This is a genomic window from Streptomyces chisholmiae (genome assembly GCF_031845445.1).
GTDB classification, from domain to species: Bacteria; Actinomycetota; Actinomycetes; order Streptomycetales; family Streptomycetaceae; genus Streptomyces; species Streptomyces chisholmiae.
This window is the reverse complement of sequence record NZ_JAVREO010000001.1, coordinates 36,093-62,757: the sequence shown is the minus strand read 5'-3', so window position 1 is coordinate 62,757 and position 26,665 is coordinate 36,093. Positions and strand designations below refer to the sequence as shown.

General features: G+C 72.8%; 17 protein-coding genes and 1 pseudogene. 10 read left to right on the top strand and 8 right to left on the bottom strand.

Annotation, left to right across the window (positions count from 1 at the left end):
• Positions 1–47: 47 nt before the first annotated feature.
• Entirely contained in the window at positions 48–1,718 is a 1,671-nt protein-coding gene (locus RM844_RS00240) for an ABC transporter substrate-binding protein (RefSeq protein ID WP_311663246.1), read from the bottom strand.
• 413 nt (positions 1,719–2,131) lie between these two features.
• Here RM844_RS00240 and RM844_RS00235 point away from each other — a divergent pair.
• Together RM844_RS00235 and RM844_RS00230 are read left to right on the top strand one after the other, a co-directional pair.
• Positions 2,132–3,940: pseudogene (locus tag RM844_RS00235) on the top strand (rhamnogalacturonan lyase); the annotation flags it as partial.
• 141 nt (positions 3,941–4,081) lie between these two features.
• The gene (locus tag RM844_RS00230) at positions 4,082–4,717 is read left to right on the top strand and encodes a pectate lyase (protein ID WP_394814402.1); all 636 of its coding nucleotides are present in this window, start codon (positions 4,082–4,084) and stop codon (positions 4,715–4,717) included.
• A gap of 67 nt (positions 4,718–4,784) precedes the next feature.
• On the opposite strand, the gene RM844_RS00225 is transcribed toward RM844_RS00230, so the two are convergent.
• Positions 4,785–5,369, bottom strand: a complete 585-nt coding sequence (locus RM844_RS00225; RefSeq protein ID WP_311663244.1) for a short chain dehydrogenase — start codon at positions 5,367–5,369, stop codon at positions 4,785–4,787.
• 318 nt (positions 5,370–5,687) lie between these two features.
• Here RM844_RS00225 and RM844_RS00220 point away from each other — a divergent pair, with 318 nt between their 5' ends.
• From RM844_RS00220 to glgB, 4 genes are all read left to right on the top strand, one after another.
• Positions 5,688–7,733 carry an alpha-1,4-glucan--maltose-1-phosphate maltosyltransferase gene (locus RM844_RS00220; RefSeq protein ID WP_311663243.1) on the top strand — a complete coding sequence of 682 codons (2,046 nt, stop codon included), beginning with the start codon at positions 5,688–5,690 and terminating at the stop codon, positions 7,731–7,733.
• Positions 7,720–9,423: a maltose alpha-D-glucosyltransferase gene (gene treS, locus RM844_RS00215; protein ID WP_311663241.1), complete on the top strand. Its 1,704-nt coding sequence runs from the start codon at positions 7,720–7,722 to the stop codon at positions 9,421–9,423. The genes RM844_RS00220 and treS overlap by 14 nt, the downstream gene beginning before the upstream one ends.
• Positions 9,424–9,635: 212 nt before the next feature.
• Entirely contained in the window at positions 9,636–11,111 is a 1,476-nt protein-coding gene (locus tag RM844_RS00210; protein ID WP_311663239.1) for a maltokinase N-terminal cap-like domain-containing protein, read from the top strand.
• 107 nt (positions 11,112–11,218) lie between these two features.
• Positions 11,219–13,387 (top strand): 1,4-alpha-glucan branching enzyme, encoded by a 2,169-nt coding sequence (gene glgB, locus RM844_RS00205; RefSeq protein ID WP_311663237.1) that lies wholly within the window; start codon positions 11,219–11,221, stop codon positions 13,385–13,387.
• Positions 13,388–13,445: 58 nt separating this feature from the next.
• Here glgB and RM844_RS00200 read toward each other — a convergent pair whose 3' ends face one another.
• The gene (locus tag RM844_RS00200; protein ID WP_311663235.1) at positions 13,446–14,660 is read right to left on the bottom strand and encodes an amidohydrolase; all 1,215 of its coding nucleotides are present in this window, start codon (positions 14,658–14,660) and stop codon (positions 13,446–13,448) included.
• A 191-nt stretch (positions 14,661–14,851) separates the two neighbouring features.
• Here RM844_RS00200 and RM844_RS00195 point away from each other — a divergent pair, with 191 nt between their 5' ends.
• Positions 14,852–15,775: a serine/threonine dehydratase gene (locus RM844_RS00195; protein ID WP_311663233.1), complete on the top strand. Its 924-nt coding sequence runs from the start codon at positions 14,852–14,854 to the stop codon at positions 15,773–15,775.
• Positions 15,776–16,011: 236 nt separating this feature from the next.
• Here RM844_RS00195 and RM844_RS00190 read toward each other — a convergent pair whose 3' ends face one another.
• The gene (locus RM844_RS00190) at positions 16,012–17,037 is read right to left on the bottom strand and encodes an ATP-dependent 6-phosphofructokinase (protein WP_311663231.1); all 1,026 of its coding nucleotides are present in this window, start codon (positions 17,035–17,037) and stop codon (positions 16,012–16,014) included.
• A 455-nt stretch (positions 17,038–17,492) separates the two neighbouring features.
• Here RM844_RS00190 and pta point away from each other — a divergent pair, with 455 nt between their 5' ends.
• The 3 genes from pta to pyk all read left to right on the top strand — a co-directional run bounded on the left by pta (position 17,493) and on the right by pyk (position 22,325).
• Complete coding sequence (pta, locus tag RM844_RS00185) at positions 17,493–19,634, top strand: phosphate acetyltransferase (RefSeq protein WP_311663229.1); 2,142 nt, start codon at positions 17,493–17,495, stop codon at positions 19,632–19,634.
• Positions 19,631–20,833 carry an acetate kinase gene (locus tag RM844_RS00180; protein WP_311663227.1) on the top strand — a complete coding sequence of 401 codons (1,203 nt, stop codon included), beginning with the start codon at positions 19,631–19,633 and terminating at the stop codon, positions 20,831–20,833. Before pta ends, RM844_RS00180 begins: the two co-directional genes overlap by 4 nt.
• 61 nt (positions 20,834–20,894) lie before the next feature.
• The gene (pyk, locus tag RM844_RS00175; RefSeq protein WP_311663225.1) at positions 20,895–22,325 is read left to right on the top strand and encodes a pyruvate kinase; all 1,431 of its coding nucleotides are present in this window, start codon (positions 20,895–20,897) and stop codon (positions 22,323–22,325) included.
• A gap of 92 nt (positions 22,326–22,417) precedes the next feature.
• Here the strand turns inward: pyk and RM844_RS00170 are convergent, their stop codons facing one another.
• The 4 genes from RM844_RS00170 to RM844_RS00155 all read right to left on the bottom strand — a co-directional run bounded on the left by RM844_RS00170 (position 22,418) and on the right by RM844_RS00155 (position 26,529).
• Positions 22,418–23,842: a hypothetical protein gene (locus RM844_RS00170; RefSeq protein WP_311663223.1), complete on the bottom strand. Its 1,425-nt coding sequence runs from the start codon at positions 23,840–23,842 to the stop codon at positions 22,418–22,420.
• Positions 23,832–24,380 (bottom strand): DUF6114 domain-containing protein, encoded by a 549-nt coding sequence (locus tag RM844_RS00165; protein WP_311663221.1) that lies wholly within the window; start codon positions 24,378–24,380, stop codon positions 23,832–23,834. The genes RM844_RS00170 and RM844_RS00165 overlap by 11 nt, the downstream gene beginning before the upstream one ends.
• 108 nt (positions 24,381–24,488) lie before the next feature.
• Positions 24,489–25,103 carry a DUF6230 family protein gene (locus RM844_RS00160; RefSeq protein WP_311663219.1) on the bottom strand — a complete coding sequence of 205 codons (615 nt, stop codon included), beginning with the start codon at positions 25,101–25,103 and terminating at the stop codon, positions 24,489–24,491.
• Between the two features lie 460 nt (positions 25,104–25,563).
• On the bottom strand, positions 25,564–26,529 hold the full coding sequence (locus RM844_RS00155; RefSeq protein WP_311663217.1) for a tetratricopeptide repeat protein: 966 nt from the start codon (positions 26,527–26,529) through the stop codon (positions 25,564–25,566).
• Between the last annotated feature and the right edge of the window lie 136 nt (positions 26,530–26,665).

The following is a 26,665-nucleotide window of genomic DNA, read 5'->3' as shown; positions in this document are numbered from 1 at the left end:
ACGGGTCCCGTGGCCGGGCGGAAGTCCGAATCCCCTGCCCTCAAGGGCTACTTGAAGGAGACCTCGGCGAAGTTCTCCTGGGTCAGCGGAGACGTCGTCGGCGGGTTGACGTCGGCGGAGAAGGCGATGGACGGCGGCGAGCTGGAGATCGGCACGCCGGGCAGGAAGTCCATGATCGCCACGTTGGCCTCCTCGTACATGGCCTCACGGGTGGCGACGTCCGGCTCGGCGCTGACCTCGGCGAGCAGGTCGAAGATCTCCTCGTTCTCGAAGCCCCACTCCTGCGAGTAGCCGTCGAACCAGGTGCCCAGGAAGTTGTAGGCGTCGTTGAAGTCGCCGGTCCAGCCGAGCAGGTAGACGTCACACCCACCGGACCTGGTGGTCTCCTGGTAGTCCGGGTTCCAGGTGAGCGGCTTGGGCTCGACGGTCACGCCGACCGCCTCCAGGTCGGCGCGCAGCAGCTCGTAGATGTCGACGGGCGCCGGCATGTACGGGCGGGTGACCTCGGTCGGGTAGCAGAACTCCAGCGTCAGGTCCTCGGCACCGGCCTCGGCCAGCAGGCTCTGCGCCAGCTCCGGGTCGTACTCGTAGGTCTGCACGTCCTCGGAGTAACCGGCGACGGTGTCCGGGATGAACTGGGTGGCCTGCACGCCGCCCTCGGGCAGCTGGGTGTCCACGATGTTCTGCCGGTCCAGGGCGTGCGCGATGGCCTGCCGAACCTGGAGGTCCTCAAGCGCGGGCTGCCGCTCCTGGGTGATGCCCAGGTAGAGGATGTTGAAGACGCCGCGGACCGGGACCTGGAAGCCCTCGTCCTCCAGCGTCCGCACGTCCGCCGGCGCGACCAGGTCGTAGCCGTGGATGTCGCCGGCCTGGAGCTCCTGCCGGCGGGCCGACTCCTCGGGGATGGTGCGGAAGACCAGGGTGTCCACGCCGGCCTTGGTCTCGCCCCAGTACTCGTCGAAGCGCTCCAGGGTGACCTCGCCGTTGCCCTTGTTCCACTCGGTGATGCGGAACGGGCCGGTGCCGGCGACGGTGCCGCCCTCCTGGCTGTAGGCCGGGAAGGTGATGTTCTCGCCGCTGCCGCTGGCGTCGTCCTCGGCGTACGCCTCGATGGCGTCGGGCGAGTGGATGGCGAACGCCTGGAGCGAGAAGCCGCCCGGGTAGTTGGCCGAGGGCCGCTCCACCGTGATGGTGGCGGTCAGCTCGTCCGGCGCCTCACAGCCCACGTAGTTGGGCTCCGGGACGTTCTCGCTCTCGTTCTCGGCGAAGCCGCCGAAGACGCCCTGCCAGTAGTAGGAGAGCGTGGTGTTCTGGTAGGTGCCCGACCAGTTGTACCAGCGGTCGAAGTTCTGGCAGACGACCTCGCCGGTCAGCTCGGCGCCGTCGTGGAAGGTGACGCCCTCCTGGAGCTGGAAGGTCCACTCGGTGCCCTCCTCGTTGGAGGACCACTCCCTGGCCAGGCCGGGGACCAGTTCCGTGCCGCCCGGCTCGTGCTCCAGCAGGGTCTCGAAGGCCGCCCGGGTCACCCGGAACGACTCGCCGTCGCTGGCCAGCGACGGGTCGAGGGCCGCCGGGTCGCCCGCGGCGCCGAACACGAACACCTCGGAGTCGCCGCTGGAGTCGCTTTCGTCGCGGTCGCTGGCACAGGCGGTGGCGACCATGCCGATCGCCAGGGCGGCCACGATCGCCTTCGCGGCGCGGGGTCTTGCTATGCGCATTGATCCACCTCAGAGGGTTCGGGCGGGGTAGGGCCTAAGCCGGTGGACGGCACATTACTGCCCGGGATTTTGGCTGTGAACATCGTTCAGCGGGGCGATACCGAGCTGAGACGTGGCGCGTAAACCACACGAAACACCCTCTTTCGTGCGCGAGTTGCCGCCGACGCGGGCTCCGACCGGCGCCACCGGGTCACGAATTGCCCACCTTTCCGGCTTACTTGCCGTACCACACCACGCATCCCCGTTGACCGCCCTATGGGTTGAATGCCCGGCCGGGTCCGTGGACCCGGCCCTGACCGTCCCCCGGCCACCGGCAACCTCCCGGCCGTCGGCGACGACCGGAGGGTGACCGGGCGGCCGGCGCCCCACCGCGCCGCCGCCGCGCGCAGTACCCCCCACACCAAGGAGACCGCGTGACATCCCCTCACCGCGCACGACCCGGCCGGCGCCGCCGGGCGCTGCTGGCCGCCGCCCTCGGCGGCGTGCTGGCGACCGGCGGCGTCACCGTCCTGGCGCAGGCCAGCGAGACCACCGGGGCCCCGGCCGGCCAACCGGCCGCCGAACGCGCCACGGACGGGCTGGGCCGCGGCCTGGTCAGCGTCGGCGGCGACCAGGGCAACCTGGTGAGCTGGCGGCAACTGGCCGCCGACCCCGACGACCTCGCCTTCCACCTGTACCGGGACGGCACCCGGATCACCGAGGAGCCGCTGACCGGGGTCACCAACCACCTGGACGAGGGCGCCCCGGCGGACGCCGTCTACACGCTGGCCACCGTCACCGACGGGGTGGAGACCCGGGACGCCACCGAGGCGCTGGCCATGCCGCGGGCGCACACCGACATCCCGCTGGACCGCCCCTCGGGCGAGCACACGCCCAACGACGCCTCGGTCGGCGACCTGAACGGCGACGGCGAGCTGGAGATCGTCGTCAAGTGGGACCCGGACAACGCCAAGGACAACTCGCAGGGCGGGGTGACCGGCAACGTCTACCTCGACGCCTACACGCTGGGCGGCGAGCAGCTGTGGCGGATCGACCTGGGCCGCAACATCCGCGCCGGCGCGCACTACACGCAGTTCCAGGTCTACGACTACGACGGCGACGGCTCGGCCGAGGTGGCCGTGAAGACCGCCGACGGCACCGTGGACGGCGCCGGCACGGTGATCGGCGACGCGGGCGCCGACCACCGCAACGGCGACGGCTACGTGCTGTCCGGGCCGGAGTTCCTGACCGTCTTCGACGGCGCCACCGGCGCGGCCGTGGACACCGTGGACTACCTCCCGGCGCGCGGCGACACCTGCGACTGGGGCGACTGCTACGGCAACCGCGTCGACCGGTTCCTGGCCGGCACCGCCTACCTGGACGGCGAGGGCCCCTCGTTGGTCATGGCCCGTGGCTACTACACCCGGTCCACCGTCGCCGCCTGGGACTTCGACGGCCAGTCGCTGAACCAGCGGTGGTTCTTCGACAGCGACGAGGCGGGCGGCCAGTACGCGGGGCAGGGCTCGCACAGCCTGTCCGTCGGCGACGTGGACCTGGACGGCCGGGACGAGATCGTCTACGGCGCGATGACGCTGGACGACGACGGCTCGCCGCTGTGGAGCACCGGCACCGGGCACGGCGACGCCCAGCACCTCGGCGACTTCGACCCGAGCAGCCCCGGCCTTGAGTACTACAAGGTCTCCGAGTCGTCCAACCAGCCGTCCTCGCTGCTGATCGACCCGGCCAACGGCGACATCAGGTGGGAGACGCCGGCCGGCTCGGACAACGGGCGCGGGGTGGCCGGCGACATCTGGGCGGACAACCCGGGCGCCGAGTTCTGGTCGTCGGCGGACAGCTCGCTGCGCGACCTGGACGGCGACGAGATCGGCCGCAAGCCGTCCAGCACCAACTTCCTGGTCTGGTGGGACGGCGACGCCACCCGGGAGCTGCTGGACGGCACCCACATCGACAAGTACGGCCCCGACGGCGACGAGCGGCTGCTCACCGCCGAGGGCGTGGCCTCCAACAACGGCACCAAGTCGACGCCGGCGCTGTCCGCCGACATCCTCGGCGACTGGCGCGAGGAGGTCATCTGGCGCACCTCGGACAACTCGGCGCTGCGCGTCCACAGCACCGACATCCCGACCGACCTCAGCTTCCCCTCGCTGATGGAGGACCGGCAGTACCGCACCGGGGTGGCCTGGCAGAACACCGCCTACAACCAGCCGCCGCACCCCAGCTTCGCGCTGGACGCCACGGCCGCCGCCACCCAGCTCGCGGGCACCGAGCCGGCCGCCGGGCCGGCCGCTGAGCCAGCCGCCGGGCCGCTGGCCGTCGACTGGCCGGAGGCCACCGACGAGATCGAGGTCAACGAGACCATCGAGGTGGACGGCGACTTCGACGGCGGCAACGTCCGCTACGTGCCGGGCCCTGGGCTCGGCGACGGCGGCCAGGGCGAGGACCAGCTGCCGGTCTTCGAGGTGTCCGAGGGCGGCACGCTCAGCGACGTGATCATCGGCTCGCCGGGCGCCGACGGCGTGCACTGCTCGGGCAGCTGCGCCCTGGAGCGGGTCTGGTGGGAGGACATCGGCGAGGACGCCGCGACCTTCCGCGGCGGCGACGGCTCCCGCTTCACCGTCACCGGCGGCGCGGCCCGCGGCGCGGACGACAAGGTGTTCCAGCACAACGGCGGCGGCGAGCTGACCATCACCGACTTCGCCGCCGAGGACTTCACCACCCTGTACCGCTCCTGCGGCAACTGCTCCAGCCAGTACCAGCGTTCCGTCGTCCTCGACTCGGTCGAGGTGACCGCGCCGGCCAGCCGGCTGGTCGGGGTCAACGAGAACTACGACGACACCGCCACCCTCACCGACATCACGGTGATCGGCGACGACGACCGGGACCTGGTGCCGTGCCAGCGGTACATCGGCAACGACGAGGGCGACGAGCCGGAGGAGTCCGGCGACGGCCCCGACGGCACCCACTGCCGCTACACCGAATCCGACATCACCTACCAGTAACCCCCGGCCCTGACGCCTCGCCCCCGGCCGCACCCCGCGGCCGGGGGCGAGGCGTCGCCGGACCCGGTCAGGGGCGCAGGACCTGCCCCCGGGCGGTGCCCTCGACGGCCGTCACGTAGGCGCGGGCCACCTCGGCGACGGGGGTGCCGTCGGTGCCGTCCTCGCCCAGGCTCTCCAGGGTCTCCCTGACCCAGCCGGGGCTGACCAGGTTGAGCCGCGGCCCGCGCGGCAGCTCGCTGGCCGCGTTGCGGACGAAGCCCGCCAGGCCCGAGTTGACCAGGGCGCCCAGCGAGCCGCCGGCCAGCGGGCCGGGAAAGGTGCCCCCGGTCAGGGTGATGGAGCCGCCGTCGCGCAGCCGCCGCGCGGCCCGGCGGGCCAGCGCGACCTGGCCCAGCAACTTGGCCCGCAGGCCGGCCTCGAACGCGTCGTCGGTGACGGAGGCCAGGTCGACCAGCGGGCCGCTGGCGGCGCAGCACACCACGGCGTCCAGCTCCGGCACCTCGTCGAAGAGCGTGTCCAGGGAGGCCGGGTCCGCCAGGTCCACCCTGGTGGGCCCGGTGCGGGACGCCCCGACGACCTGGTGGGAGGCCGCCAACGCGGTGGCGACCGCGCCGCCGATCGTGCCGGTCGCACCGATGACGAGTACCTTCATGTCCCGGATCATCTCAGCCGGTTGGCCGGCCGCGCACGGAACGGCGTCGGGGGATGGCCGAATCCGACCGGTCGCAACCAGCCCGCCGGCAAACCGGTTCCGCGGGTCGCGGCATACCTCTTCGGGGCAGGTGAAACGGCGGTACGAAAAACCCCTCCGGAGAACGGCCGTCAGGCGTCGAAAGCCCCGCCAGCCGAGTGACGCGGGCCCAGGGCGGGAGTTCCGAAACCCCTTACCCTGGAGTCCAACGGATACAAAGGACAACGTCTCTTCCCGCGAGGGAAAAGCCCGCCCCCGACGTATTCAGGTGGACTCCCCATGATCGGTCGTATTCCTGTCCTTGACGTCCAGCCACGCGTTGACTGCGGGCGTCGCCCGGTCAAGGCGGTGCCGGGGGAGACCTTCCTGGTCACCGCGACCGTCTTCCGGGAGGGGCCGGACGCGGTGGGGGCCAACGTGGTGCTGCGGGACCCGGGGGGCCGGGGCGGGCCGTGGCTGCCGATGGCCGAGCTGGAGCCGGGCCTGGACCGCTGGGGGGCGGAGGTCACGCCGGACCGGGAGGGCCGGTGGACGTTCGCGGTCGAGTCCTGGGGGGACCCGGTGACCAGCTGGCTGCGGCGGGCCGCGATCAAGGTGCCGGCCGGCGTCGACGTGGAGCTGACGCTGCTGGAGGGCGCCGAACTGCTGCGCCGGGCGGCCGGCGGGGTCCCGAAGAACGCCGGCCGGGACGTGCTGCTGCGGACCGCCGACCGGCTGTCGGACGCGGAGTTGCCGCCGGCCACCCGGCTGGCCGCCGCGCACGCGGCGCGGGTCGCCGAGGTGCTGGCGGAGCACCCGCTGCGTGAACTGGTCAGCGCCTCACGGCCGCTGCCGGTGCTGGTGGAGCGCGAGCGGGCGCTCTTCGGCTCCTGGTACGAGATGTTCCCGCGCTCCGAGGGGGCGCGGGTGCGGCCGAACACGCCCCCGGTGCACGGCACGCTGCGGAGCGCCGCCGAACGGCTGCCGGCGCTGGCCGAGATGGGCTTCGACGTGGTGTACCTGCCGCCGGTCCACCCCATCGGCACGGCGTTCCGCAAGGGGCGGGACGGCGCCCTGTCGGCGGGGCGGGACGATGTCGGCTCGCCCTGGGCGATCGGCTCGCCGGACGGCGGTCACGACGCGATCCACCCCGATCTCGGCACCCTGGACGACTTCGACGCGTTCGTCGCCAGGGCCAGGGAGCTGGAGCTTGAGGTGGCACTGGACTTCGCCCTCCAGTGCAGCCCCGACCATCCCTGGGTGAAAAGCCATCCGGAATGGTTCACCCGGCGCCTGGACGGCACGATCGCGTTCGCCGAGAATCCGCCGAAGAAATACCAGGACATCTATCCGATCTCCTTCGAGCAGGACTTCCGCGGGCTGGTCACCGAGACGCTGCGGGTGCTGCGGTTCTGGATGGCGCACGGGGTGCGGATCTTCCGCGTCGACAATCCGCACACCAAGCCGGTGGTGTTCTGGGAGAAGGTCATCACCGAGATCAACCGGGCCGATCCGGACGTGCTGTTCCTGGCCGAGGCTTTCACCAGGCCGGCGATGATGCGGACGTTGGGGCAGATCGGTTTCCAGCAGTCCTACACGTATTTCACCTGGCGGAACACGAAGGAGGAGCTGACCGAGTACCTGACGGAACTCAGCGGCCCGGCCGCCGCCTACATGCGGCCCAACTTCTTCGTGAACACGCCGGACATCCTGCCCGCCTACCTCCAGACGGGCGGCCGGCCGGCGTTCCAGGTCCGGGCGGTGCTGGCGGCCACGCTCGCCCCGACCTGGGGCATGTACGCGGGCTTCGAGCTGTGCGAGAACCAGGCGGCGGCGCCGGGGAGCGAGGAGTACGCGGCGTCGGAGAAGTACGAGTTGCGCCCCCGCGACTGGGCCGGCGCGGAGGCCGCGGGCCAGAGCATCACCGGGCTCGTCACGCTGCTCAACGCGCTCCGGCGGCGCCACCCGGCGCTGCGGCAGCTTCGGAATCTTCACTTCCACCGCACGAACAACGAGCACATCCTGGCCTACTCCAAGCGGACGCGGACACCTCAGGCCGACTGCGTGCTGATCGTGGTCAACCTCGATCCACACCACACCCACGAAGCGACGGTCTCGTTGGATATGGAGCAACTCCAAGGGTGCGGCCTCACGCCCGCGCAGGAAGGCGGCGCCGAGCCCTTTCCGGTGTGCGACCAGCTCACCGGGACGACCTACTACTGGGGCAGGGACAACTATGTGCGGCTTGAGCCGGGCCGTGCGGATGCGTACGCCTCGTCAGCGCACATCTTGGCCCTGCGACCGTCCTCACAGACCGGAGGGTCACCCAACCATGAGCGTCAATGAGCCGGTCCTCGACACCTTCGAGGACACGCCCGCCCGCGACCGTGATCCCGAGTGGTTCAAGCGCGCGGTCTTCTACGAGGTCCTCGTCCGCTCCTTCCAGGACAGCAACGGCGACGGTGTCGGTGATCTGAAGGGGATCACCGCGCGGCTGGACTACCTTCAGTGGCTGGGCGTGGACTGCCTGTGGCTGCCGCCCTTCTTCAAGTCCCCGCTGCGTGACGGCGGGTACGACGTCTCCGACTACACCGACGTGCTCCCCGAGTTCGGTGACCTGGCGGACTTCGTGGAGTTCGTGGACGCCGCGCACCAGCGCGGGATGCGGGTCATCATCGACTTCGTGATGAACCACACCAGCGACCAGCACCGCTGGTTCCAGGAGTCCCGCCGGGACCCGGAGGGCCCGTACGGGGACTACTACGTCTGGGCCGACGACGACAAGGGGTACGGGGACGCCCGGATCATCTTCGTCGACACGGAGTCGTCCAACTGGGCGTTCGACCCGGTCCGCAAGCAGTACTACTTCCACCGCTTCTTCTCCCACCAGCCGGACCTCAACTACGAGTCCGAGGCCGTGCAGGAGGAGATGATCTCCGCGCTGAAGTTCTGGCTGGACCTGGGCATCGACGGCTTCCGGCTGGACGCGGTGCCCTACCTGTACGCGGCGGAGGGCACCAACTGCGAAAACCTTCCTGCCAGCCACGCCTTCCTGAAGAGGGTGCGGGCCGAGATCGACGCGCACTACCCGGACACGGTGCTGCTGGCCGAGGCCAACCAGTGGCCGGAGGACGTCGTGGACTACTTCGGCGACCTCGACAAGGGCGGCGACGAGTGCCACATGGCGTTCCACTTCCCGGTGATGCCACGGATCTTCATGGCCGTGCGCCGGGAGTCCCGCTACCCGGTCTCCGAGGTGCTGGCCAAGACCCCGCAGATCCCCTCCGGCTGCCAGTGGGGGATCTTCCTGCGCAACCACGACGAGCTGACCCTGGAGATGGTCACCGACGAGGAGCGCGACTACATGTACGCGGAGTACGCCAAGGACCCGCGGATGCGCGCCAACATCGGCATCCGGCGGCGGCTGGCCTCGCTGCTGGACAACGACCGCAACCAGATCGAGCTGTTCACGGCGCTGCTGCTGTCGCTGCCCGGATCGCCGATCCTCTACTACGGGGACGAGATCGGGATGGGCGACAACATCTGGCTCGGCGACCGGGACGCGGTCCGCACCCCGATGCAGTGGACGCCGGACCGGAACGCCGGCTTCTCCTCCTGCGACCCGGGCCGGCTCTTCCTGCCGACCATCATGGACCCGGTCTACGGGTACCAGGTGACCAACGTGGAGGCGGCGATGAGCTCGCCGGCCTCGCTGCTGCACTGGACCCGGCGGATGGTGGAGATCCGCAAGCAGAACCCGGCGTTCGGTCTTGGCACCTACACCGAGCTGCCCTCGTCCAACCCGGCGGTGCTCGCCTATCTGCGGGAGCACGGCGACGACCTGGTGATGTGCGTCAACAACTTCTCCCGGTTCTCCCAGCCCACCGAGCTGGACCTGCGGTCCTGGACGGGGCGGGTGCCGGTGGAGCTGATCGGCGGGGTGCGGTTCCCCGCCGTCGGTGAACTGCCGTACCTGCTGACCCTCGCCGGGCACGGCTTCTACTGGTTCCGGCTGCGGCAGCCCTCCGAGGCGTAGCGCGCACAGCGGGACCCCGACCGGCTTCCCCCAGCACGCTGGGGGCGGCCCTCCCCCGACCGCCGCCGACCGACCGTTGGCCAGAGCCTCCCGCCGCGTCACGCTCCTCACCCGCACGGCCGTTCCTGCACGACACGTCCCACACCGCCGGGCAACTCAAGCCGGCATCCGGGACACTTCGTGACAAACAACGCGCCCGGGGAAAGGACGTCATGTCGGATAGCTCCGCGCCCCGGACGGCTCAGGCCCCCCACTCGCCCCGCCCGGCGCGGGCCCGCCAGCCGCACGCCAGCGCGCTGTTGCGCTCGCTCACCGGGCTCCTCACCAACTGGCTGCCGGAACAACGCTGGTTCGCCGGCAAGGGCCGGCCGCTCGGCGAGCTGACCACCGTCTCAGCGACCGAACTCCTGCCCTGCCACCCCGCGGGCACCACCCCGGGGCTGCTCCACCTGATCGTGCGCGCCGGCACCGGGCCGGCGCGCGCCGAGCCGGCGGGCGACTGCTACCAACTGCTGCTCGGCGTCCGGCCGGCGCTGCCGGACGCGTTGGGCCCGGCCCTGGTCGGCCGGGCCGCCGAGGGGCCACTGCGCGGCTGGGCGATCTACGAGGCGCTGCACGACCCCCGGCTCGCCGGCCTGCTGCTGGAACGGTTGCGCACCCCGGGCCGGCTGGGCACCCTCTCCTTCGGCCGGTCCGCCGGCGCCCGCATCCCCTCGGGGCTGGCCGCCCGGCTGCTGACCGGCGAACAGACCAACTCCTCCGTGGTCTTCGGCGACGCGCACATCCTCAAGCTCTTCCGCCGGGTCTCCCCCGGCGTCAACCCGGACCTCGAACTGCCGCTGGCGCTGGCCGAGGCCGGCTGCGCCCGGGTGCCGGCGCCGGCCGCCTGGTTCGAGGCCAACTGGCCCGGCGCCCAGGCGGAGCCGCTGACCCTGGGCGTGCTCCAGCCGTTCCTCGCCGGCTCCACCGACGGCTGGCAGCTGGCCCAGCGCTCGCTGGCCGACCGCACCGACTTCACCCCGGCCGCGCACGCGCTGGGCCGGGCCACCGCCGAGGTGCACGCGGCGCTGGCCGCCGCGCTGCCCACCGACCGGCTGGCCGGCCGGCGGCTGGAGGGCATCGCGCTCGGCATGCTGGACCGGCTGGACCGGGCCGTCGAGGTGGTCTCCGCGCTGCGCCCGCACCGCGACGGGCTGCGCCGCGCCTACGCCGCGCTGGCGGACTACGCGGCGCGCGGCGGCCAGGCGCACGTCCAGCGGCTCCACGGCGACCTGCACCTGGGGCAGGTGCTCACCACGGACGGGCCGGCCGACGCGGCCGACGCGCCGTGGACGGTGATCGACTTCGAGGGCGAGCCGGCCCGGCCGCTGGCCGACCGGCGCGAGCCGGGGCCACCGGTGCGGGACGTGGCGGGGATGCTGCGCTCCTTCGACTACGCGGCCTGCCAGCACCAGGTGCGCGGGCACCGCGGCGCGGCCGAGTGGTCGCGCGCCAACCGGGCCGCGTTCCGCGCCGGCTACGCGGCCGCCGGCGGCCGGGACCCGCTGGCCGAGCGGGAGTTGCTGCTCGCCTACGAGACGGACAAGGCGATCTACGAGGTGCTCTACGAGGCCAGGCACCGGCCGTCCTGGCTGCCGGTGCCGATGATGGCGGTCCGTCGGCTGGCCGAGGCCGCCGCCGACGGCTGAGCGCCCCGCCGCCCTTCCCCCGCTCCCCCATCCCCCGGTTCGCCGCTCGTCGTCCGTCCCGCCTCGTAGCCAGCCCGTCACCGCCCGTCGTTGAGGAGACCACGCCCGTGAAGCTGCCCGCACAGGACCGCGCGTTGTTGCTCGCCGGGGCGCATCACGACCCGCACGCGCTGCTGGGGGCCCACCCGCTCCCCGGGGGCACGCTGGTGCGGGCCCTGCGCCCGCTGGCCGACCGGGTCGCGGTGCGCCGCCCCGACGGGTCGCGGACGCCCCTGACCGGGCTCGGCGACGGCCTCTTCCAGGCCGTGCTGCCCGGGCCACCGCCGGCCGACTACCAGCTGGTGGTGGGCTACCCGGACGGCACCGAGCTGGTCACCCACGACCCGTACCGCTTCCTGCCCACGCTGGGCGAGCTGGACCTGCACCTGATCGCCGAGGGCCGGCACGAGCGCCTCTGGGAGGCGCTGGGCGCGCACCCCACCACCCACCAGGGGGTGGCCGGCACCCGGTTCGCCGTCTGGGCGCCCAACGCCCAGGGGGTGCGGGTCACCGGTGACTTCACCCACTGGGACGGCACCGCGCTACCGATGCGCTCGCTGGGCGCCAGCGGGGTCTGGGAGCTGTTCGTGCCCGGCGTGCGCCCGGGGGCGCTCTACAAGTTCGAGGTGCGGGGCGTCGACGGCACGCACACGCTGCGCGCCGACCCGTTCGCGCGCCGCACCGAGTGCCCGCCGGCCACCGCCTCGATCGTGCACGAGAGCGACTACAGCTGGGGCGACGCCGACTGGCTGGCCACCCGGGGCGCACGCCCGGTGCACACCGGCCCGCTCTCGGTCTACGAGCTGCACCCGGCGTCCTGGCGGCCCGGCCTCGGCTACCGCGAGCTGGCCGAGCAACTCCCCGCCTACGTGCGGGACCTGGGCTTCACCCACGTGGAGCTGATGCCGCCGGCCGAGCACCCGTTCGGCGGCTCCTGGGGCTACCAGGTGACCGGCTACTACGCGCCCACCGCCCGGCTGGGCCGCCCGGACGACTTCAAGCTGCTGGTGGACGCGCTGCACCAGGCCGGCATCGGGGTGCTGGTCGACTGGGTGCCGGCGCACTTCCCCAAGGACGACTGGGCGTTGGCCGCGTTCGACGGCACCCCCTGCTACGAGCACCCCGACCCGCGGCGGGCCGAGCACCCCGACTGGGGCACCCTGGAGTTCGACTACGGCCGCCCCGAGGTGCGGAACCTCCTGGTGGCCAACGCCCTCTACTGGTGCGAGGAGTACCACGTGGACGGGCTGCGGGTGGACGCCGTGGCCTCCATGCTCTACCTGGACTACTCGCGCGGCGAGGGCGAGTGGCTGCCCAACGCGCACGGCGGCCGGGAGAACCCGGACGCGGTGTCCTTCCTCCAGGAGCTGAACGCCACCGTCCACCGCCGCTGCCCCGGGGTGTTCACGGTGGCCGAGGAGTCCACCGCCTGGGACGGCGTCACCCGCGCCACCGAGCACGGCGGGCTGGGCTTCGACCTCAAGTGGAACCTGGGCTGGATGCACGACACCCTGCTCTACCTCGGCGAGGACCCGGTGCACCGGGCCTGGCACCACCACCGGATGACGTTCGCCCTGCACTACGCCTACTCGGAGAACTACCTGCTGCCCATCTCGCACGACGAGGTGGTGCACGGCAAGGGCGCGCTGGTCTCCAAGATGCCGGGCGACTGGTGGCGGCGGCGCGCCGACCTGCGCGCCTACCTCGGCTTCATGTGGTCCCACCCGGGCAAGCAACTCCTCTTCATGGGCCAGGAGTTCGCCCAGGGCGCGGAGTGGTCACACGTCGAGGGCCCGCAGTGGTGGGTGCTGGCCGACGACTACGTGGCGGCCGGCGACCACCGGGGCGTGCGGGACCTGGTGCGCGAGCTGAACCACCGCTACCTGGCCACCCCGGCGCTCTGGGAGCTGGACTCGGACCCGGCCGGCTTCGCCTGGGTGGCGGCCGAGGCGGCCGGCGACAACGTGCTGGCCTTCCTGCGGTTCGCCGCGGACGGCGGCCCGCTGCTGGTGGTCTGCAACTTCTCCCCGGTGGTCCGGCACGACTACCGGCTCGGGGTGCCGGACCGCTGCCACGCCTGGCGGGAGACGCTCAACACGGACGACCCGCGGTTCGGCGGCGGGGGCGTCGCCAACCCCGAACCGCTGAAGGCCGAGACCATCCCCAGCCACGGCCAGCCGGTCAGCATCGCCCCCACCCTCCCCCCGCTGGCCACCCTCTGGCTCACCCCGGCCTGACCGCCGACGCCCGGCCGACCCTCCGGGCGGCGGGGCGTCGGCGTCGGGGGGTGCGGGCTCAGGCCGTCCGGTGGTAGGGGTCGGTCACCGTGCCGACGCCGGTCGCGGTGTCGTAGGAGTAGACCTCGCGGCCCTCCACGAAGACCGTCAGCGCGCGGCTGAACACGTCCAGCGGGTCGCCGGACCAGATCACCACGTCGCCGTCCAGGCCGGGGCGGAGCGCGCCGACCCGGTCGTCCAGGCCGAGGATGGCGGCCGGGTTGGTGGTGATGGTGGCCAGCGCCCGGTCCCGGTCCAGGCCCTCCTTGACGCACAGGGTCACCTGGTGCACCAGGAAGTTGATCGGCACCACCGGGTGGTCGGTGGTGATCGCGACCCGCACCCCGGCGCGGTCCAGGATGCCCGGGTTGGCCAGCGTCCGCTGGCGCAGCTCCACCTTGCTGCGGGTGGTGAAGAGCGGGCCGCTGATCACCGGGATCTCCCGGCGGGCGATCTCGTCGGCCAACAGGTGGCCCTCGGTGCCGTGGTTGAGCACCAGCCGGTAGCCGAACTCGTCGGCCAGCCGCATCGCGGTGGCGATGTCGTCGGCGCGGTGGCCGTGCTGGCACCACGGCAACTCGCCGTCCAGCACCCGCACCAGGACCTCAAGGGACAGGTCCCGGTCGAACGGCTTGCCCTCGGCGGCGGCGTGCGCCCGCCGCGCCCGGTAGTCCTCGGCGTGGGTGAAGGCGTCCCTGATGACCGCCGCGACGCCCTGCCGGGTGGAGGGCAGCTGCTTCTTCTCGCCGTAGACCCGCTTCGGGTTCTCGCCCAACGCGCTCTTCACGCTGACCGGTTCGCGGACCAGCATGTCGTCCACCGTGCGGCCCCAGCACTTGACCGCGACGGTCTGGCCGCCGATCGGGTTGCCGGACCCGGGCTTGATCACCGCGCTGGTCACCCCGCCGGCCAACGCGTCGGCGAAGCCCAGGTCGGCCGGGTTGATGGCGTCCAGCGCCCGCATCCTGGCCCCGACCGGGTCGGTCATCTCGTTGGTGTCCTGGCCGGCCCAGCCCTCGGCCTCCTCGTGCACCCCGAGATGGCCGTGCGCCTCGACGAAGCCGGGCAGCACCCAGCGGCCGGCCGCGTCCACCACGCGCACCCCGTCCGGCACCGCCACCTCGGCGTCCGGCCCCACGGCCGCGATCTTCCCGTCAACCACCAACACCGTGCCCCCGGTTATCGGGGCACCGTCCACCGGCACCACATAGCCGGATCTGATCGCTATGTCCATGGTGGCCGAACCTATCCCACCGGCCGGCCGCGCTCCGCCGTAGGTCAGCCGGCCTGACCGAGGTTCCAGGCGTGGCTGTGCCGGGAGACCAACGTCCCGGGACGGCACATCCAGGGCGTGGCCGCGGCCTCCCGCCGGGCGGCGGGGAGGTGGCCGGGCCGGTGCGGGTCCTGGCGTCTAGGGTGAGCCGGGTGAACGCGTGTGGTCTCGGATACCAGGATGTGCGGGCGGCCGGCGAGCGGATCGCCGGCGTGGTGCGGCCGGTGGTGCTCGCGCCCGGCGGCGAACGGACGTGGTTCGCCCTGGAGTTCCTCCAGCACACCGGCACCTTCAAGGCCAGGGGCGCGTGGAACTTCCTCGCCGCCCGGCGGGCCGCCGGCAGCCTGCCGGCGGCCGGCGTGGCCATCGCCTCCGGCGGCAACGCGGGGCTGGCCGCCGCCTGGGCGGCGGCCGCGGCCGGGGTGCCGGCGACGGTGTTCACGCCGACCACGGCGCCGGAGGTGAAGGTGGCGCGGCTGCGTGCGCTGGGCGCCGAGGTACGGCAGGTGGGCACGGAGTACGCGGAGGCGGCGGACGCCTGTGCCCAGTTCGTCGCCGCGCACGGGGCGTTGGCGTCGCACGCCTATGACCATCCGCTGATCGCGGCCGGGGCCGGGACGCTCGTCGGCGAGATCCTCGCGGCCCGTCCCTCGGTGACCACCCTGGTGGTCGCGGTGGGCGGCGGTGGGCTGCTGGCCGGGGTGGCCGCGGCGGCGGCCGAGCACGGGCTGACGGTGGTGGGCGTGGAGCCCGAGCACTGCCGGGCGTTGCACGCGGCGCTGGCCGCCGGCCGGGTGGTCGATGTCCCGGTGGCCTCGGTCGCGGCCGACTCGCTGGGCGCCCGCCGGGTCTCGGCCGACGCCCTGTGGTGGGCGCGACAGCCGCATGTGCGCTCGGTGTTGGTGCCGGACCAGGCGATCGTCGAGGCGCGCGGGCGGCTGTGGCGCGAGCACCGGCTGGCGGTGGAGCACGCCGCGGCGGCCGCGCTGGCCGGCGCCCCGCAGCCGCCGCCGGACGGCGAGGTCTGCGTGGTCCTCTGCGGCGCCAACACCGACCCGGCCGACCTGACCGGCTAGGCCCGAGCCGACCGGTCGGCGCCGGCCAGGCCCAAACCGGTCAGGTCTCGGGCCAAGCCGGTCCAGCCCGGGTCCGGTCGGGGTCCAGGTCCGGGCCCGGGACTCAGGCTCAGGTCGGTCCTGGTCCAGCCCCGGCCCTGGTCGATCAGCGTCGATCGTGAGCGGTCGGCCGGGGCGATCAGGGCGGGCCTGAGCCTGAGTCCCGGGCCCGGCCGGCCAGAGCCGGCCGGGGGCCGTCAGAAGACGGCCTCGGTCTCGTCCATCCGGTTCTGCGGGACCCGCTTCAGCTCGGCGGTGGCGTCGGCCAGCGGGCTCATCACGATCTCGGTGCCGCGCAGCGCCGTCATCATGCCGAACTCGCCCCGGTGCGCGGCCTCCACCGCGTGCCAGCCGAAGCGGGTGGCCAGCACCCGGTCGTAGGCGGTGGGGGTGCCGCCGCGCTGGATGTGGCCGAGGATGACCGGCCGGGCCTCCTTGCCGAGGCGCTGCTCCAGCTCGATGGCGAGCCGGTTGCCGATGCCGGTGAACCGCTCGTGGCCGTAGGGGTCGATCTCGCCGCGCTCGTAGGGCATCGAGCCCTCGGCCGGGCGGGCGCCCTCGGCGACACAGATCACCGCGAACTTCTTGCCCCGCTCGAAGCGGTCCTCGATCATCTTGCACATCGCGTCCACCTCGAACGGACGCTCGGGAACGCAGATGCCGTGCGCGCCGCCGGCCATGCCGGCCTCCAGCGCGATCCAGCCCGCGTGCCGCCCCATGACCTCGACGACCATGACCCGCTGGTGCGACTCGGCCGTGGTCTTCAGGCGGTCTATGGCCTCGGTGGCCACGCCGACGGCGGTGTCGAAGCCGAAGGTGCGGTCGGTGGCCGAGATGTCGTTGTCGATGGTCTTGGGCACGCCGACCACCGGGATGCCGGCGTCGGCGAGCATCTTGGCCGCCGTCAGGGTGCCCTCGCCGCCGATCGGGATCAGGGCGTCCAGGCTCAGCTCGCGCTGGAACTGCTCCGCGTTGTCGCAGGCTTCGCGGAGCCGGGCGCGCTCCAGCCGGCTGGAGCCCAGGATGGTGCCGCCGCGGGCCAGGATGCCGCTCACCTCGTTGATGTCGAGCGTGCGGTAACGGCCTTCGAGCAGGCCCTTGAAGCCGTCCTCGAATCCGATCACCTCGTCCTGGCGATCCACCACGGCGCGGTGGACGACCGACCGGATCACCGCGTTGAGACCGGGGCAGTCGCCGCCCGCGGTGAGAACTCCGATGCGCATGTGGACCGCTCTCCTCGCATAGCGCTGGTTAGGGGGGTGAGGGTGACCGGCCTCGCCTTCGGGGCCGTCCGGATTCTGTCACGAGAGGCCCGGTGCCCACCAACGGCGCTCGGAGGGCCGCCGCGCGCCCCCGCACGGCTCCGGGTTACCGTCGGGCGGGGAATGCCCCGGTGCCCGGATGTGGCCGGAAGTGCTCGGAAGCAACCGGAAGCGACCGGAACACCCGGGTGAAACATTCCCGGTTCGCCCGGACAACGACCGTCCGCGACCGCGTCATGACCGAACCACGCAGCGACCGACGAACCGACCGGCCTACCGGCCGGCGCACCGACCGACGATCCGAACCACGACCGAACCACGGCCCGACGGGTACCCGCGCGGACAGCGGGGCAACGCCGGACGAAGACCGCGGGAACAGCGCGCGGCACCGACTCGAAGGAAGCGGGAGGGGACCAGTGCCAGGCAGCGTGTATGTGACCGGCATCGGCCGGGGCGACGGCCGACAGCTGGTGGAGCTGGGCGTGATGGAGCTGCTGACCCGGACGGTGGACCGGGTCGGGCTCTTCCGGCCGCTCGGCCACGCGGGCCACGTCGACCAGGTGGTCGAGCTGCTGCGCGCCCGCTACCGGCTCTCCCAGTCGGCGGCCGAGGTGACCGGGATGAGCTACCAGCACGCCGCCGCGCTGCTGGCCGAGCGCGGCATGGACGAGCTGGTCACCGAGCTGGTGCGGCACTACCACCGGGTGGCCGACGAGTACGAGGTGGTACTGGTCCTGGGCACCGACTACGCCGACACCCAGCTGCCGGCCGAGCTGACCCTCAACGCCCGGCTGGCCAACGAGTTCGGCGCCCCGGTGCTGCCGGTGGTGGCCGGCGTCGACCAGGACGGGGAGGCGATCGCCGCCGAGGTGCGGAACGCGCACAACGCGTTCGCCGCGCTCGGCTGCGACGTGCTGGCGATGATCGCCAACCGGGTGCCGCGGGCCGAGGTGCCGGCCACCGTGGCGGCGCTCGCCGACCACCTGCCGGTGCCGGTCTACGCGCTGCCCGAGGACCCGGCGCTGGCCGCGCCCACGGTGGCGCAGGTGGCCAGGGCGCTGACCGCCGAGGTGGTGCTCGGCGACCCGGCGGGGCTGGCCAGGGACGTGCGGGACTACGTCTTCGGCGGGGCGATGCTGCCGACCTTCCTGGGCGCGCTGACCGAGGGCGCCCTGGTGATCACCCCGGGGGACCGGGCGGACCTGCTGGTCGGCGCGCTGGCCGCGCACTCGGCCGGCTCGCCGCCGATCGCCGGGGTGCTGCTGACCCTGGGCGACCGGCCGGACGACGGCACCATGGCGCTGGCCGCCCGGCTCTCCCCCGGCACCCCGGTGCTGTCGGTCGCGGCCGGCTCGTTCGTCACCGCGACCGAGCTGTCCGGTCTTGAGGGCCAGCTGACGGCGGCCACCCCGCGGAAGGCGGAGCTGGCGCTGGGCCTCTTCGAGACCCACGTGGACGGAGCGGCCCTGACCGAGCGGCTCGCGGTGGCCCGCGGGGACCGGGTGACGCCGATGATGTTCGAGCACGGGCTGATCGAGCGGGCCAGGGCCGACCGGCGGCACGTGGTGCTGCCGGAGGGCACCGAGGAGCGGGTGCTGCGCGCCGCCGAGGTGCTGCTGCGCCGCGGGGTCTGCGATCTGACGCTGCTCGGCGAGGAGTCGGCCGTGCGCCGCCGGACGGCCGAACTCGGCCTGGACCTGAAGCTGTTGGGCGCGGCTGAGGCGGCCGAAGGAGACGGCCCGGTGGCCCGGGTGGTCGATCCGGCCAGCTCGCCGCTGCGGGAGCGGTTCGCCGAGATCTACGCCCGGCTGCGGGCGCACCGCGGGGTCAGCGTGGAGCTGGCCTACGACGTGGTCTCGGACGTCTCGTACTTCGGCACCCTGATGGTGCGGGAGGGGCTGGCGGACGGGATGGTCTCCGGCGCCGCGCACTCCACGGCGGCCACCATCCGGCCGGCGTTCGAGGTGATCCGCACCAAGCCGGACGCGGCGATCGTCTCGTCGGTCTTCTTCATGTGCCTGGCCGACCGGGTGCTGGTCTACGGGGACTGCGCGGTCAACCCGGACCCGGACGCGCGCCAGCTGGCGGACATCGCGATCCAGTCGGCGCGCACCGCGGCCGAGTTCGGGGTGTCGCCCCGGGTGGCGATGCTCTCCTACTCGACCGGCACCTCGGGCTCCGGCCCGGACGTGGACAAGGTGCGGGAGGCCACCGAGCTGGTCCGGGCCGCGCGCCCCGACCTGCTGGTGGAGGGCCCGATCCAGTACGACGCGGCCGTCGAGCCCTCGGTCGCGGCCACCAAGCTGCCCGACTCCGAGGTGGCCGGCCAGGCCACGGTGCTGGTCTTCCCCGACCTGAACACCGGCAACGCCACCTACAAGGCGGTGCAGCGGTCGGCCGGCGCGGTGGCCGTCGGCCCGGTGCTCCAGGGGCTGCGCAAGCCGGTGAACGACCTGTCCAGGGGCGCGCTGGTGCAGGACATCGTCAACACGGTGGCGATCACCGCCGTCCAGGCCCAGGACGCCGCCGCCCGAACCCGAAGGGACCCGTCGGCGTGAACGCCTCTCAGGTGCTGGTGCTCAACTCCGGCTCCTCGTCACTGAAGTACCAGCTGCTGGAGATGCCCGAGGGGCGGCGGCTGGCCGCCGGGCTGGTGGAGCGGATCGGCGAGGACGGGCCGGGCCGGCTGGTCCACACCCCGGCCGGCGGCACGCCGCGGGAGCGGGAGCTGCCGGTGGGCGACCACGCGGCGGCGCTGCGCGCGGCCGACGCGGAGCTGTCCGCCGACGGCCACGGACTGGACTCGCCGCGGCTGGCCGCGATCGGCCACCGGGTGGTGCACGGCGGCCGGACGTTCACCGAGCCGACGGTGGTGGACGACCGGGTGCTGGCGGAGATCGAGCGGCTGGTGCCGCTGGCCCCGCTGCACAACCCGGCCAACCTGGCCGGCATCCGCACCGCGCTGGCCATCAACCCGGAGCTGCCGCAGGTGGCGGTCTTCGACACCGCGTTCCACACCACCATCCCGGACCACGCGGCCTGCTACGCGATCGACGCGGAGGTGGCGGCCGAGCACCGGGTGCGGAAGTACGGCTTCCACGGCACCTCGCACGCCTATGTCTCCCGCCGCACCGCCGAGTTGCTGGGCCGGCCGCCGGCCGAGGTGAACGTGATCACCCTGCACCTGGGCAACGGCGCCTCAGCCGCGGCGGTGGCCGGCGGGCGCTGCGTGGACACCTCGATGGGGCTGACCCCGCTTCAGGGGCTGGTGATGGGCACCAGGTCGGGCGACATCGACCCGGCGGTGGTCTTCCACCTGGCCCGGGTGGGCGGCATGTCGGTGGCCGAGATCGACGAGCTGCTCAACTCCAGGTCCGGGCTGCGCGGGCTGTGCGGCGACAACGACATGCGGGAGGTGGTGCGGCGGCGGGACGCGGGCGACGAGCGGGCCCGGCTGGCCTTCGACGTCTACGTCCACCGGCTGCGCTCCTACCTGGGCGCCTATGTCGCGGTGCTGGGCCGGGTGGACGCGGTGGCCTTCACCGCCGGGGTCGGGGAGAACTCGGCACCGGTGCGAACGGCCACCGTCGCCGGGCTTGACGCGTTGGGGCTCGCCGTCGACGAACGGCTGAACACCGCCGCCGATCGCGGCCCCCGGCTGATCTCCCCGGAGTACGCTCGGGTGGCGGTCGCCGTGGTGCCCACGGATGAGGAACTGGAGATCGCCACCCAGGCATTCGCGCTGGTGAGTGCCTGACCTCGGCTAACCTGAGCCCGCAAATTATTCCACCATGGAACAAAACGATAGGATCGCTTCCATGCGCCGCTCCAAAATCGTCTGCACCCTGGGCCCCGCCGTCGACTCCTTCGAAAATCTGAAGGCCCTCATCGACGCCGGCATGAACGTGGCCCGCTTCAACTTCAGCCACGGCAGCCACGAGGAGCACGAGGAGCGGTACCACCGACTCCGCAAGGCCAGCGAGGAGACCGGCCGCGCGATCGGCGTGCTGGCCGACCTCCAGGGCCCCAAGATCCGCCTGGAGACCTTCGCCAACGGGCCGGTGGAGCTGACCCGGGGCGACGAGTTCACCATCACCACCGAGGACGTCCCCGGCGACCGCACCATCTGCGGCACCACCTACAAGGGCCTGCCGGGGGACGTCGCCAAGGGCGAGAGCATCCTGATCAACGACGGCAACGTCGCCCTCCAGGTGCTGGAGGTGGACGGCCCGCGGGTGCGCACCATCGTGATCGAGGGCGGCGTGATCTCCGACCACAAGGGCATCAACCTGCCCGGCGTGGCGGTCAACGTCCCGGCCCTGTCCGAGAAGGACGTCGAGGACCTGGAGTTCGCGCTCCGGCTGGGCGCCGACCTGGTGGCGCTCTCCTTCGTGCGCAACGCCGACGACGTGCGGGACGTGCACCGGGTGATGGACCGGGTGGGCCGCCGGGTCCCGGTGATCGCCAAGGTGGAGAAGCCGCAGGCGGTCGAGAACATGGAGGAGGTCGTCCTCGCCTTCGACGGGGTGATGGTGGCCCGCGGCGACCTGGCCGTCGAGTACCCGCTGGAGCGGGTGCCGATGGTGCAGAAGCGGCTGATCGACCTCTGTCGGCGGAACGCCAAGCCGGTGATCGTGGCGACCCAGATGATGGAGTCGATGATCACCAACTCCCGTCCCACCCGCGCCGAGGCGTCCGACGTGGCCAACGCCATCCTGGACGGCGCGGACGCGGTGATGCTGTCGGCGGAGTCCTCGGTCGGGCGCTATCCGATCGAGACCGTCAAGACGATGTCCAAGATCGTGGTGGCCGCCGAGGACGAGCTGCTCTCCCGTGGCCTGCAGCCGCTGGTCGCCGGCAAGAAGCCGCGCACCCAGGGCGGTTCGGTGGCCAGGGCGGCGGCCGAGATGGCGGACTTCCTGAACGCCAAGACGCTGGTCGCGTTCACCAAGTCCGGCGACACCGCCCGCCGGCTCTCCCGCTACCGGGCGGTGCAGCCGATCCTGGCCTTCACCACCGAGGCGTCGACCCGCAACCAGCTGACGCTCAGCTGGGGCGTGGAGACCTTCGTGGTGCCGCTGGTCAGCCACACCGACGAGATGGTGGAGCTGTGTGACGCGGAGCTGTCCCGGCTGAACCGCTACGAGACCGGCGACACCATGATCATCACGGCCGGCTCCCCGCCCGGCGTCCCCGGCACCACGAACATGGTCCGGGTGCACCACCTGGGCGGCCACGGCGGCGTCTGATCCGCGTCCCGTCCGGTGGTTCCCCGTCCGGCCCGCGATCCGGCCGGACGGGGAACCACCCTGGGGACGGGGAGTTGGTCGGCGTCACCGCCTCAGGGCACGGTCGGCCCGTCGCCGGTGGTGTAGGAGTGCATCCCGGTCATGGTGAGGGTGCCGCCGAACTGCCCGGCCTGGGTGACGAAGACGTCGGTGAAGTGCGCGATGGGCAGGTCGAGCGGCGGCTGGTGCTCGGCGTCGAAGACCACCGGGATCACCCCGAAGAGGTTGCCCTCCAGCCGCTCGGTGTACATGGTCACCGTGCCGTCCCGGAACGTCGAGTTGGAGCCCGGGGCGGTCGCCACGTGGTAGCGCACCCCGTCGGCCGCGTCGACGATCTGGTGCAGGTCGCCGATGTCCAGCTTCTCGGCGGTGAACTTGAGCACCTGTTTGACGCTGCCGTTGGCCGTCGTCACGTTGACCACCCCGTGGTAGTCCAGGCCGCGCAGGGTCAGATAGGTGGCGTCCAGGTACCAGGCCGCGTCCGGCAGGACCAGCGCGGTCTGCTCGTCCTCGCCCGGCACCCGCAGCTCCTCGGGGCAGGGGAACGGCTCCCGGCCGTCCACGGCGCCGCCCGTCGGCTGCTCCTCGTCGGCTGACCCCGTCTCGGGCGCGGTGTCGGTCTCGGGTTCCGTCCCGGGTTCGGTCTCGGTCTCGGGGGTCTCCGTTGACTGGTCGGACTCGGCGGACTCGGTCTCGGTCTCCTGCTCGGTGGTCTCGCCCGACTCGGCTTCGGCCTCGGCTTCGGCCTCGGCTTCGGCCTCGGCTTCGGCCTCGGCGGCCTCCTCGGCCGCCCGCTCCTCCGCCGCCGCCCGGCGTTCGCGCTCCGCCTCGGCCTCCGCGGCCCTGGCCTCCTCCTCGGCGGCCTCCTCGGCGGCCTGCTCCTCCGCCGCGCGCTGGGCTTCCTCGGCCTCGGCGCGCTCCCTTGGGGTGAGCAGGTCCCACAGCTCCTCAAGACCGCGGCCGAGGCCCAGCGGGTCCCAGGGGTTGAACTCGTCCTCCTCCGCGGGCTCCTCGGGCGTCGGCGGGGCCGCCGGGGCTTCCTCGACCGGCTCCTCCGGCCGCCCGACGGTCGGCTCCTCGGCGGGCTCCGCCGGCTCGGCCGGCTGCTCCGCCGCCGGCGGCTCCTCGGCGGCAAGATCGTCCGCCGGCTCCTCGGGCTCCGCCGGGTCCTCCGGCGGCGGCTCCTCGGCGGGAGCCTCCTCGGCCGGCTCCTCGGTCGCGCCGTCCTCGGCCGGTTCCTCGGCCGGCTCCTCGTCGGGCTGGGTCACGCAGGGCCCGTCCGCGAACGGGTTCTCCGGCTGCGGGTCCGCCTTGGCCAGCGGGGAGGTGAACCCCATGCCGAGCAGCGCGGCCGACGGCATCGCCGCCAGCGCGATGGCCTTGCCCACCGGCATCCGCAGCCGGCTCAGCAGCGGCCGGCGCGCGGCGGCCGGCCGGGACCCGTCGGGCTCGACGGCGGATATGTCTTCAGTCGGCACGTTGGTTTCCCTTCCCCGGTTCCTCCCCGTGGGCCGGTGCGTGGCCGTCGAAGGAGGCCAGCGCGCTGCCGGTGCCGGGGGTCATGACCGGCGGCTCCCGGTCAGCGGTGTCGGCCTCGTCCGTGGGGGAGGTCACGGGCTCGCCCGGCATCCAGGCGATGCTCATGGCACCGCCCACCATGCCGAAGACGAAACCCACCAGGAATCCACCGAAGTTGGACACGACAAGTGAGACCAGCGACAGCAGGATCGCGGCGACGCCGGCGAATATCCGGACGTGCGGCTGGAACCATATGGTCAGCCCCAACACCACCAGCAGGATGCCGATCACCAGCGAACCGGCGCCCGCCGTGGTGGCCATCCGGATGGTGAGCTGCCCCAACGTCAGGTTGGCGTAGGGGAGGTAGGCGATGGGCAGCCCGGCGACCATGGTGAAGAGCCCGGCCCAGAACGGTCGCCCCCACCGGAAGCGGCGGAAGGCCAGTCTTCCCCTGGTGACGAGCGACGCGGTCGGTGCGACATCGATGTTGGTGCTCACGGCACGTACTCCCCTTGGCGCGATTCAGTGGCGAGACGCACGATACGGCGGTGTGCCCCTGGGGCAGAGCCAGGCCTGCCGCCCCTGCCCCAGGCGCGAATCAGACCGTCAGAAGCACTCGTTCGCGCCCCGGTGCAGGGACAGGCTCAGGTCGCTGAGCTTGAAGGTGCCGGCGGAGGTCGCCCAGGCGGTCTGCTCGACGTCGGTCAGCACCGCGCGATCGGACTGCTGGGCGAAGGACCCGGGCAGCACTCCGGCCCCCGGGGTCGGCCCCTTGGTCGTCTGGTCGGCGGCGACACCGATGTCGATGTTGGTGAAGGTGGCGTCCGCGTTGAGCTGCTCCAGGTCGATGAAGAGGTTGTCCGCCTCGACCGGGTTGTTCGGGTTGGAGCCGGCGCCGATGCGCACGGTGACGTCACCGAAGAACGGGACCGGCAACACCACGGACTGGCACAGGTTGTTGATGGTGGCGTGGTCGAACGCCGAGACCGCGACCGGGCGTTCCTCGCCGCCGGCCGGGGTGACCATGGCCCCGTACTGGACGAAGCCCTCCCCGTCCAACCGGTCGACGCTGACCTTGAACTGCTGACCCGACACGGCGAACGAAGCGGCGAGTGCCCCCTGGGCGAGGGCGACGCCTATCGCGGCGGTTGCGGCCACGCTCGGCACCATGACCAGCCCGAATCGCCGCCATCTCGTGCCGCCGCGAGCCTGTGACTCCATGACTTCCTCCTTCTCGGACGAACATCTCCCCCGGGCCCGGCGGTCATTGCGGTGTACCGCCCGGGAACTCCGGCGTGGAGAGGCGCGTTGTCCCCGGCGACCAGCGTTCCGGCGACAGCCACTGGCCGCCGGGCGGCGGCCTCCGGTTGCGTGGCGCACCGTCGCGCGGGCGGGGTCACACCACGGCCGACGCGTGGCCGAGTCGGCCCCGCCGATCGTGGTCTATCTCACGCCTCGACACAAGAGGTTCGTTACTTGCCAGTAATGGAGATATGCCGGACGAGGGAAGATCGCGCCCGTTCACCCACCGAGGGTGCCGGCCGAAAAGACTCACATTCTCCCGCCAACCATCCCCAAACGCATCGACCTTACCGCGCGGCATCACCAAGTGTGACGGCGGCCACGTTTCCCAAGTTTTGGTAAAACGCGGCCGCCGTCGGGCGGATGAGTGGCGGTCAGCTCAGAAGAGCACCCGGGCCAGCGCGGAGCGCGCGGCGACCACCCGGGGGTCCTCCGCGCCCACCACGTCGAACAGCTCCAGCAGCCGGACCCGGTAGGTGTCCCGGTCCTCGCCCGCCGAGCGCTGCACGCCGCTGATCAGCCGGCTGAACGCGTCCTCGACATGGCCACCGACCAGGTCGAGGTCGGTGACGGCCAGTTGGGCCGACACGTCGGCGGGGCTCTCCGCCGCGGCCTTGCGCACCTGATCCGGGACGAGGTCCTGGGTCCTGGCCAACAGCCGGGCCTGGCCGAGGGCCAGCGCGGCCTCGGCGTTCCCCGGCTCGGCGGCGAGGATGCTCTCGTACGCCGCGACGGCGCCCGTCAGGTCCCCGGCGTCCAGCGCCGCGTGCGCGGCGGAGAGCGCCGGGTCCGCCGGCGGCTCGGCCGGCGCGGCCTCGGCCGCCGCCGCGGCCTGCGCCGGATCGACCGGCGCGCCGACGATGCCGAACCGCTCCTCGGCCGCCTCGATCAGCTGGTCCAGCACCTGCCGCACCTGCGGCTCCGGCGCCACCCCCTGGAAGAGCGGCAGCGCCTGGCCGGCGATCACCGCGAAAATGGCCGGAATTCCCTGCACGCCGAACTGCTGGAAGAGCCGGCCGTTGGCGTCCACGTCGATCTTGGCGAGGACGAACTTCCCGGCGTACTCCTGGGCGAGCCGCTCCAGCACCGGGCTCAGCTGCTTGCACGGCTGACACCACTCGGCCCAGAAGTCGATGACCACCGGCACCTCGGCGCTGCGCTGGACCACCTCCTGCTCGAAGCCGGCCTCGTCGACGTCGATCACCAGGGAGACGGGCGCCGCCTCCGCGTCCGGCTGCGCCGCCCGCTGGGCACGGGCCTGCTCGGCCTTCTGCTTGGCCTCGGCCGCGGCCTTGACCGCGGAGAGATCGACCGCTCCGCTCATGGACATGTTGCGTGGCTGCATGGCACCAGTCTCCCTCCTCCGGGAAACGTTCGGGAACGCGGTCCCACCCGCCTCCTCACGTCCCGGCCGTCTCCGGCCGCCTCGGCCGGCCGGAAACCGGCCGGCCCGAGACGGACCGGCCGAGACGGACCGGCCC

Coding starts and splice junctions, on each gene's coding strand:
- RM844_RS00210 (WP_311663239.1), top strand. CDS start 9,636: ATGTCGGATAGCTCCGCGCCCCGGACGGCTCAGGCCCCCCACTCGCCC.
- RM844_RS00220 (WP_311663243.1), top strand. CDS start 5,688: ATGATCGGTCGTATTCCTGTCCTTGACGTCCAGCCACGCGTTGACTGC.
- RM844_RS00200 (WP_311663235.1), bottom strand. CDS start 14,660: ATGGACATAGCGATCAGATCCGGCTATGTGGTGCCGGTGGACGGTGCC.
- RM844_RS00160 (WP_311663219.1), bottom strand. CDS start 25,103: ATGGAGTCACAGGCTCGCGGCGGCACGAGATGGCGGCGATTCGGGCTG.
- pyk (WP_311663225.1), top strand. CDS start 20,895: ATGCGCCGCTCCAAAATCGTCTGCACCCTGGGCCCCGCCGTCGACTCC.
- treS (WP_311663241.1), top strand. CDS start 7,720: ATGAGCGTCAATGAGCCGGTCCTCGACACCTTCGAGGACACGCCCGCC.
- RM844_RS00155 (WP_311663217.1), bottom strand. CDS start 26,529: ATGCAGCCACGCAACATGTCCATGAGCGGAGCGGTCGATCTCTCCGCG.
- RM844_RS00240 (WP_311663246.1), bottom strand. CDS start 1,718: ATGCGCATAGCAAGACCCCGCGCCGCGAAGGCGATCGTGGCCGCCCTG.
- RM844_RS00190 (WP_311663231.1), bottom strand. CDS start 17,037: ATGCGCATCGGAGTTCTCACCGCGGGCGGCGACTGCCCCGGTCTCAAC.
- RM844_RS00225 (WP_311663244.1), bottom strand. CDS start 5,369: ATGAAGGTACTCGTCATCGGTGCGACCGGCACGATCGGCGGCGCGGTC.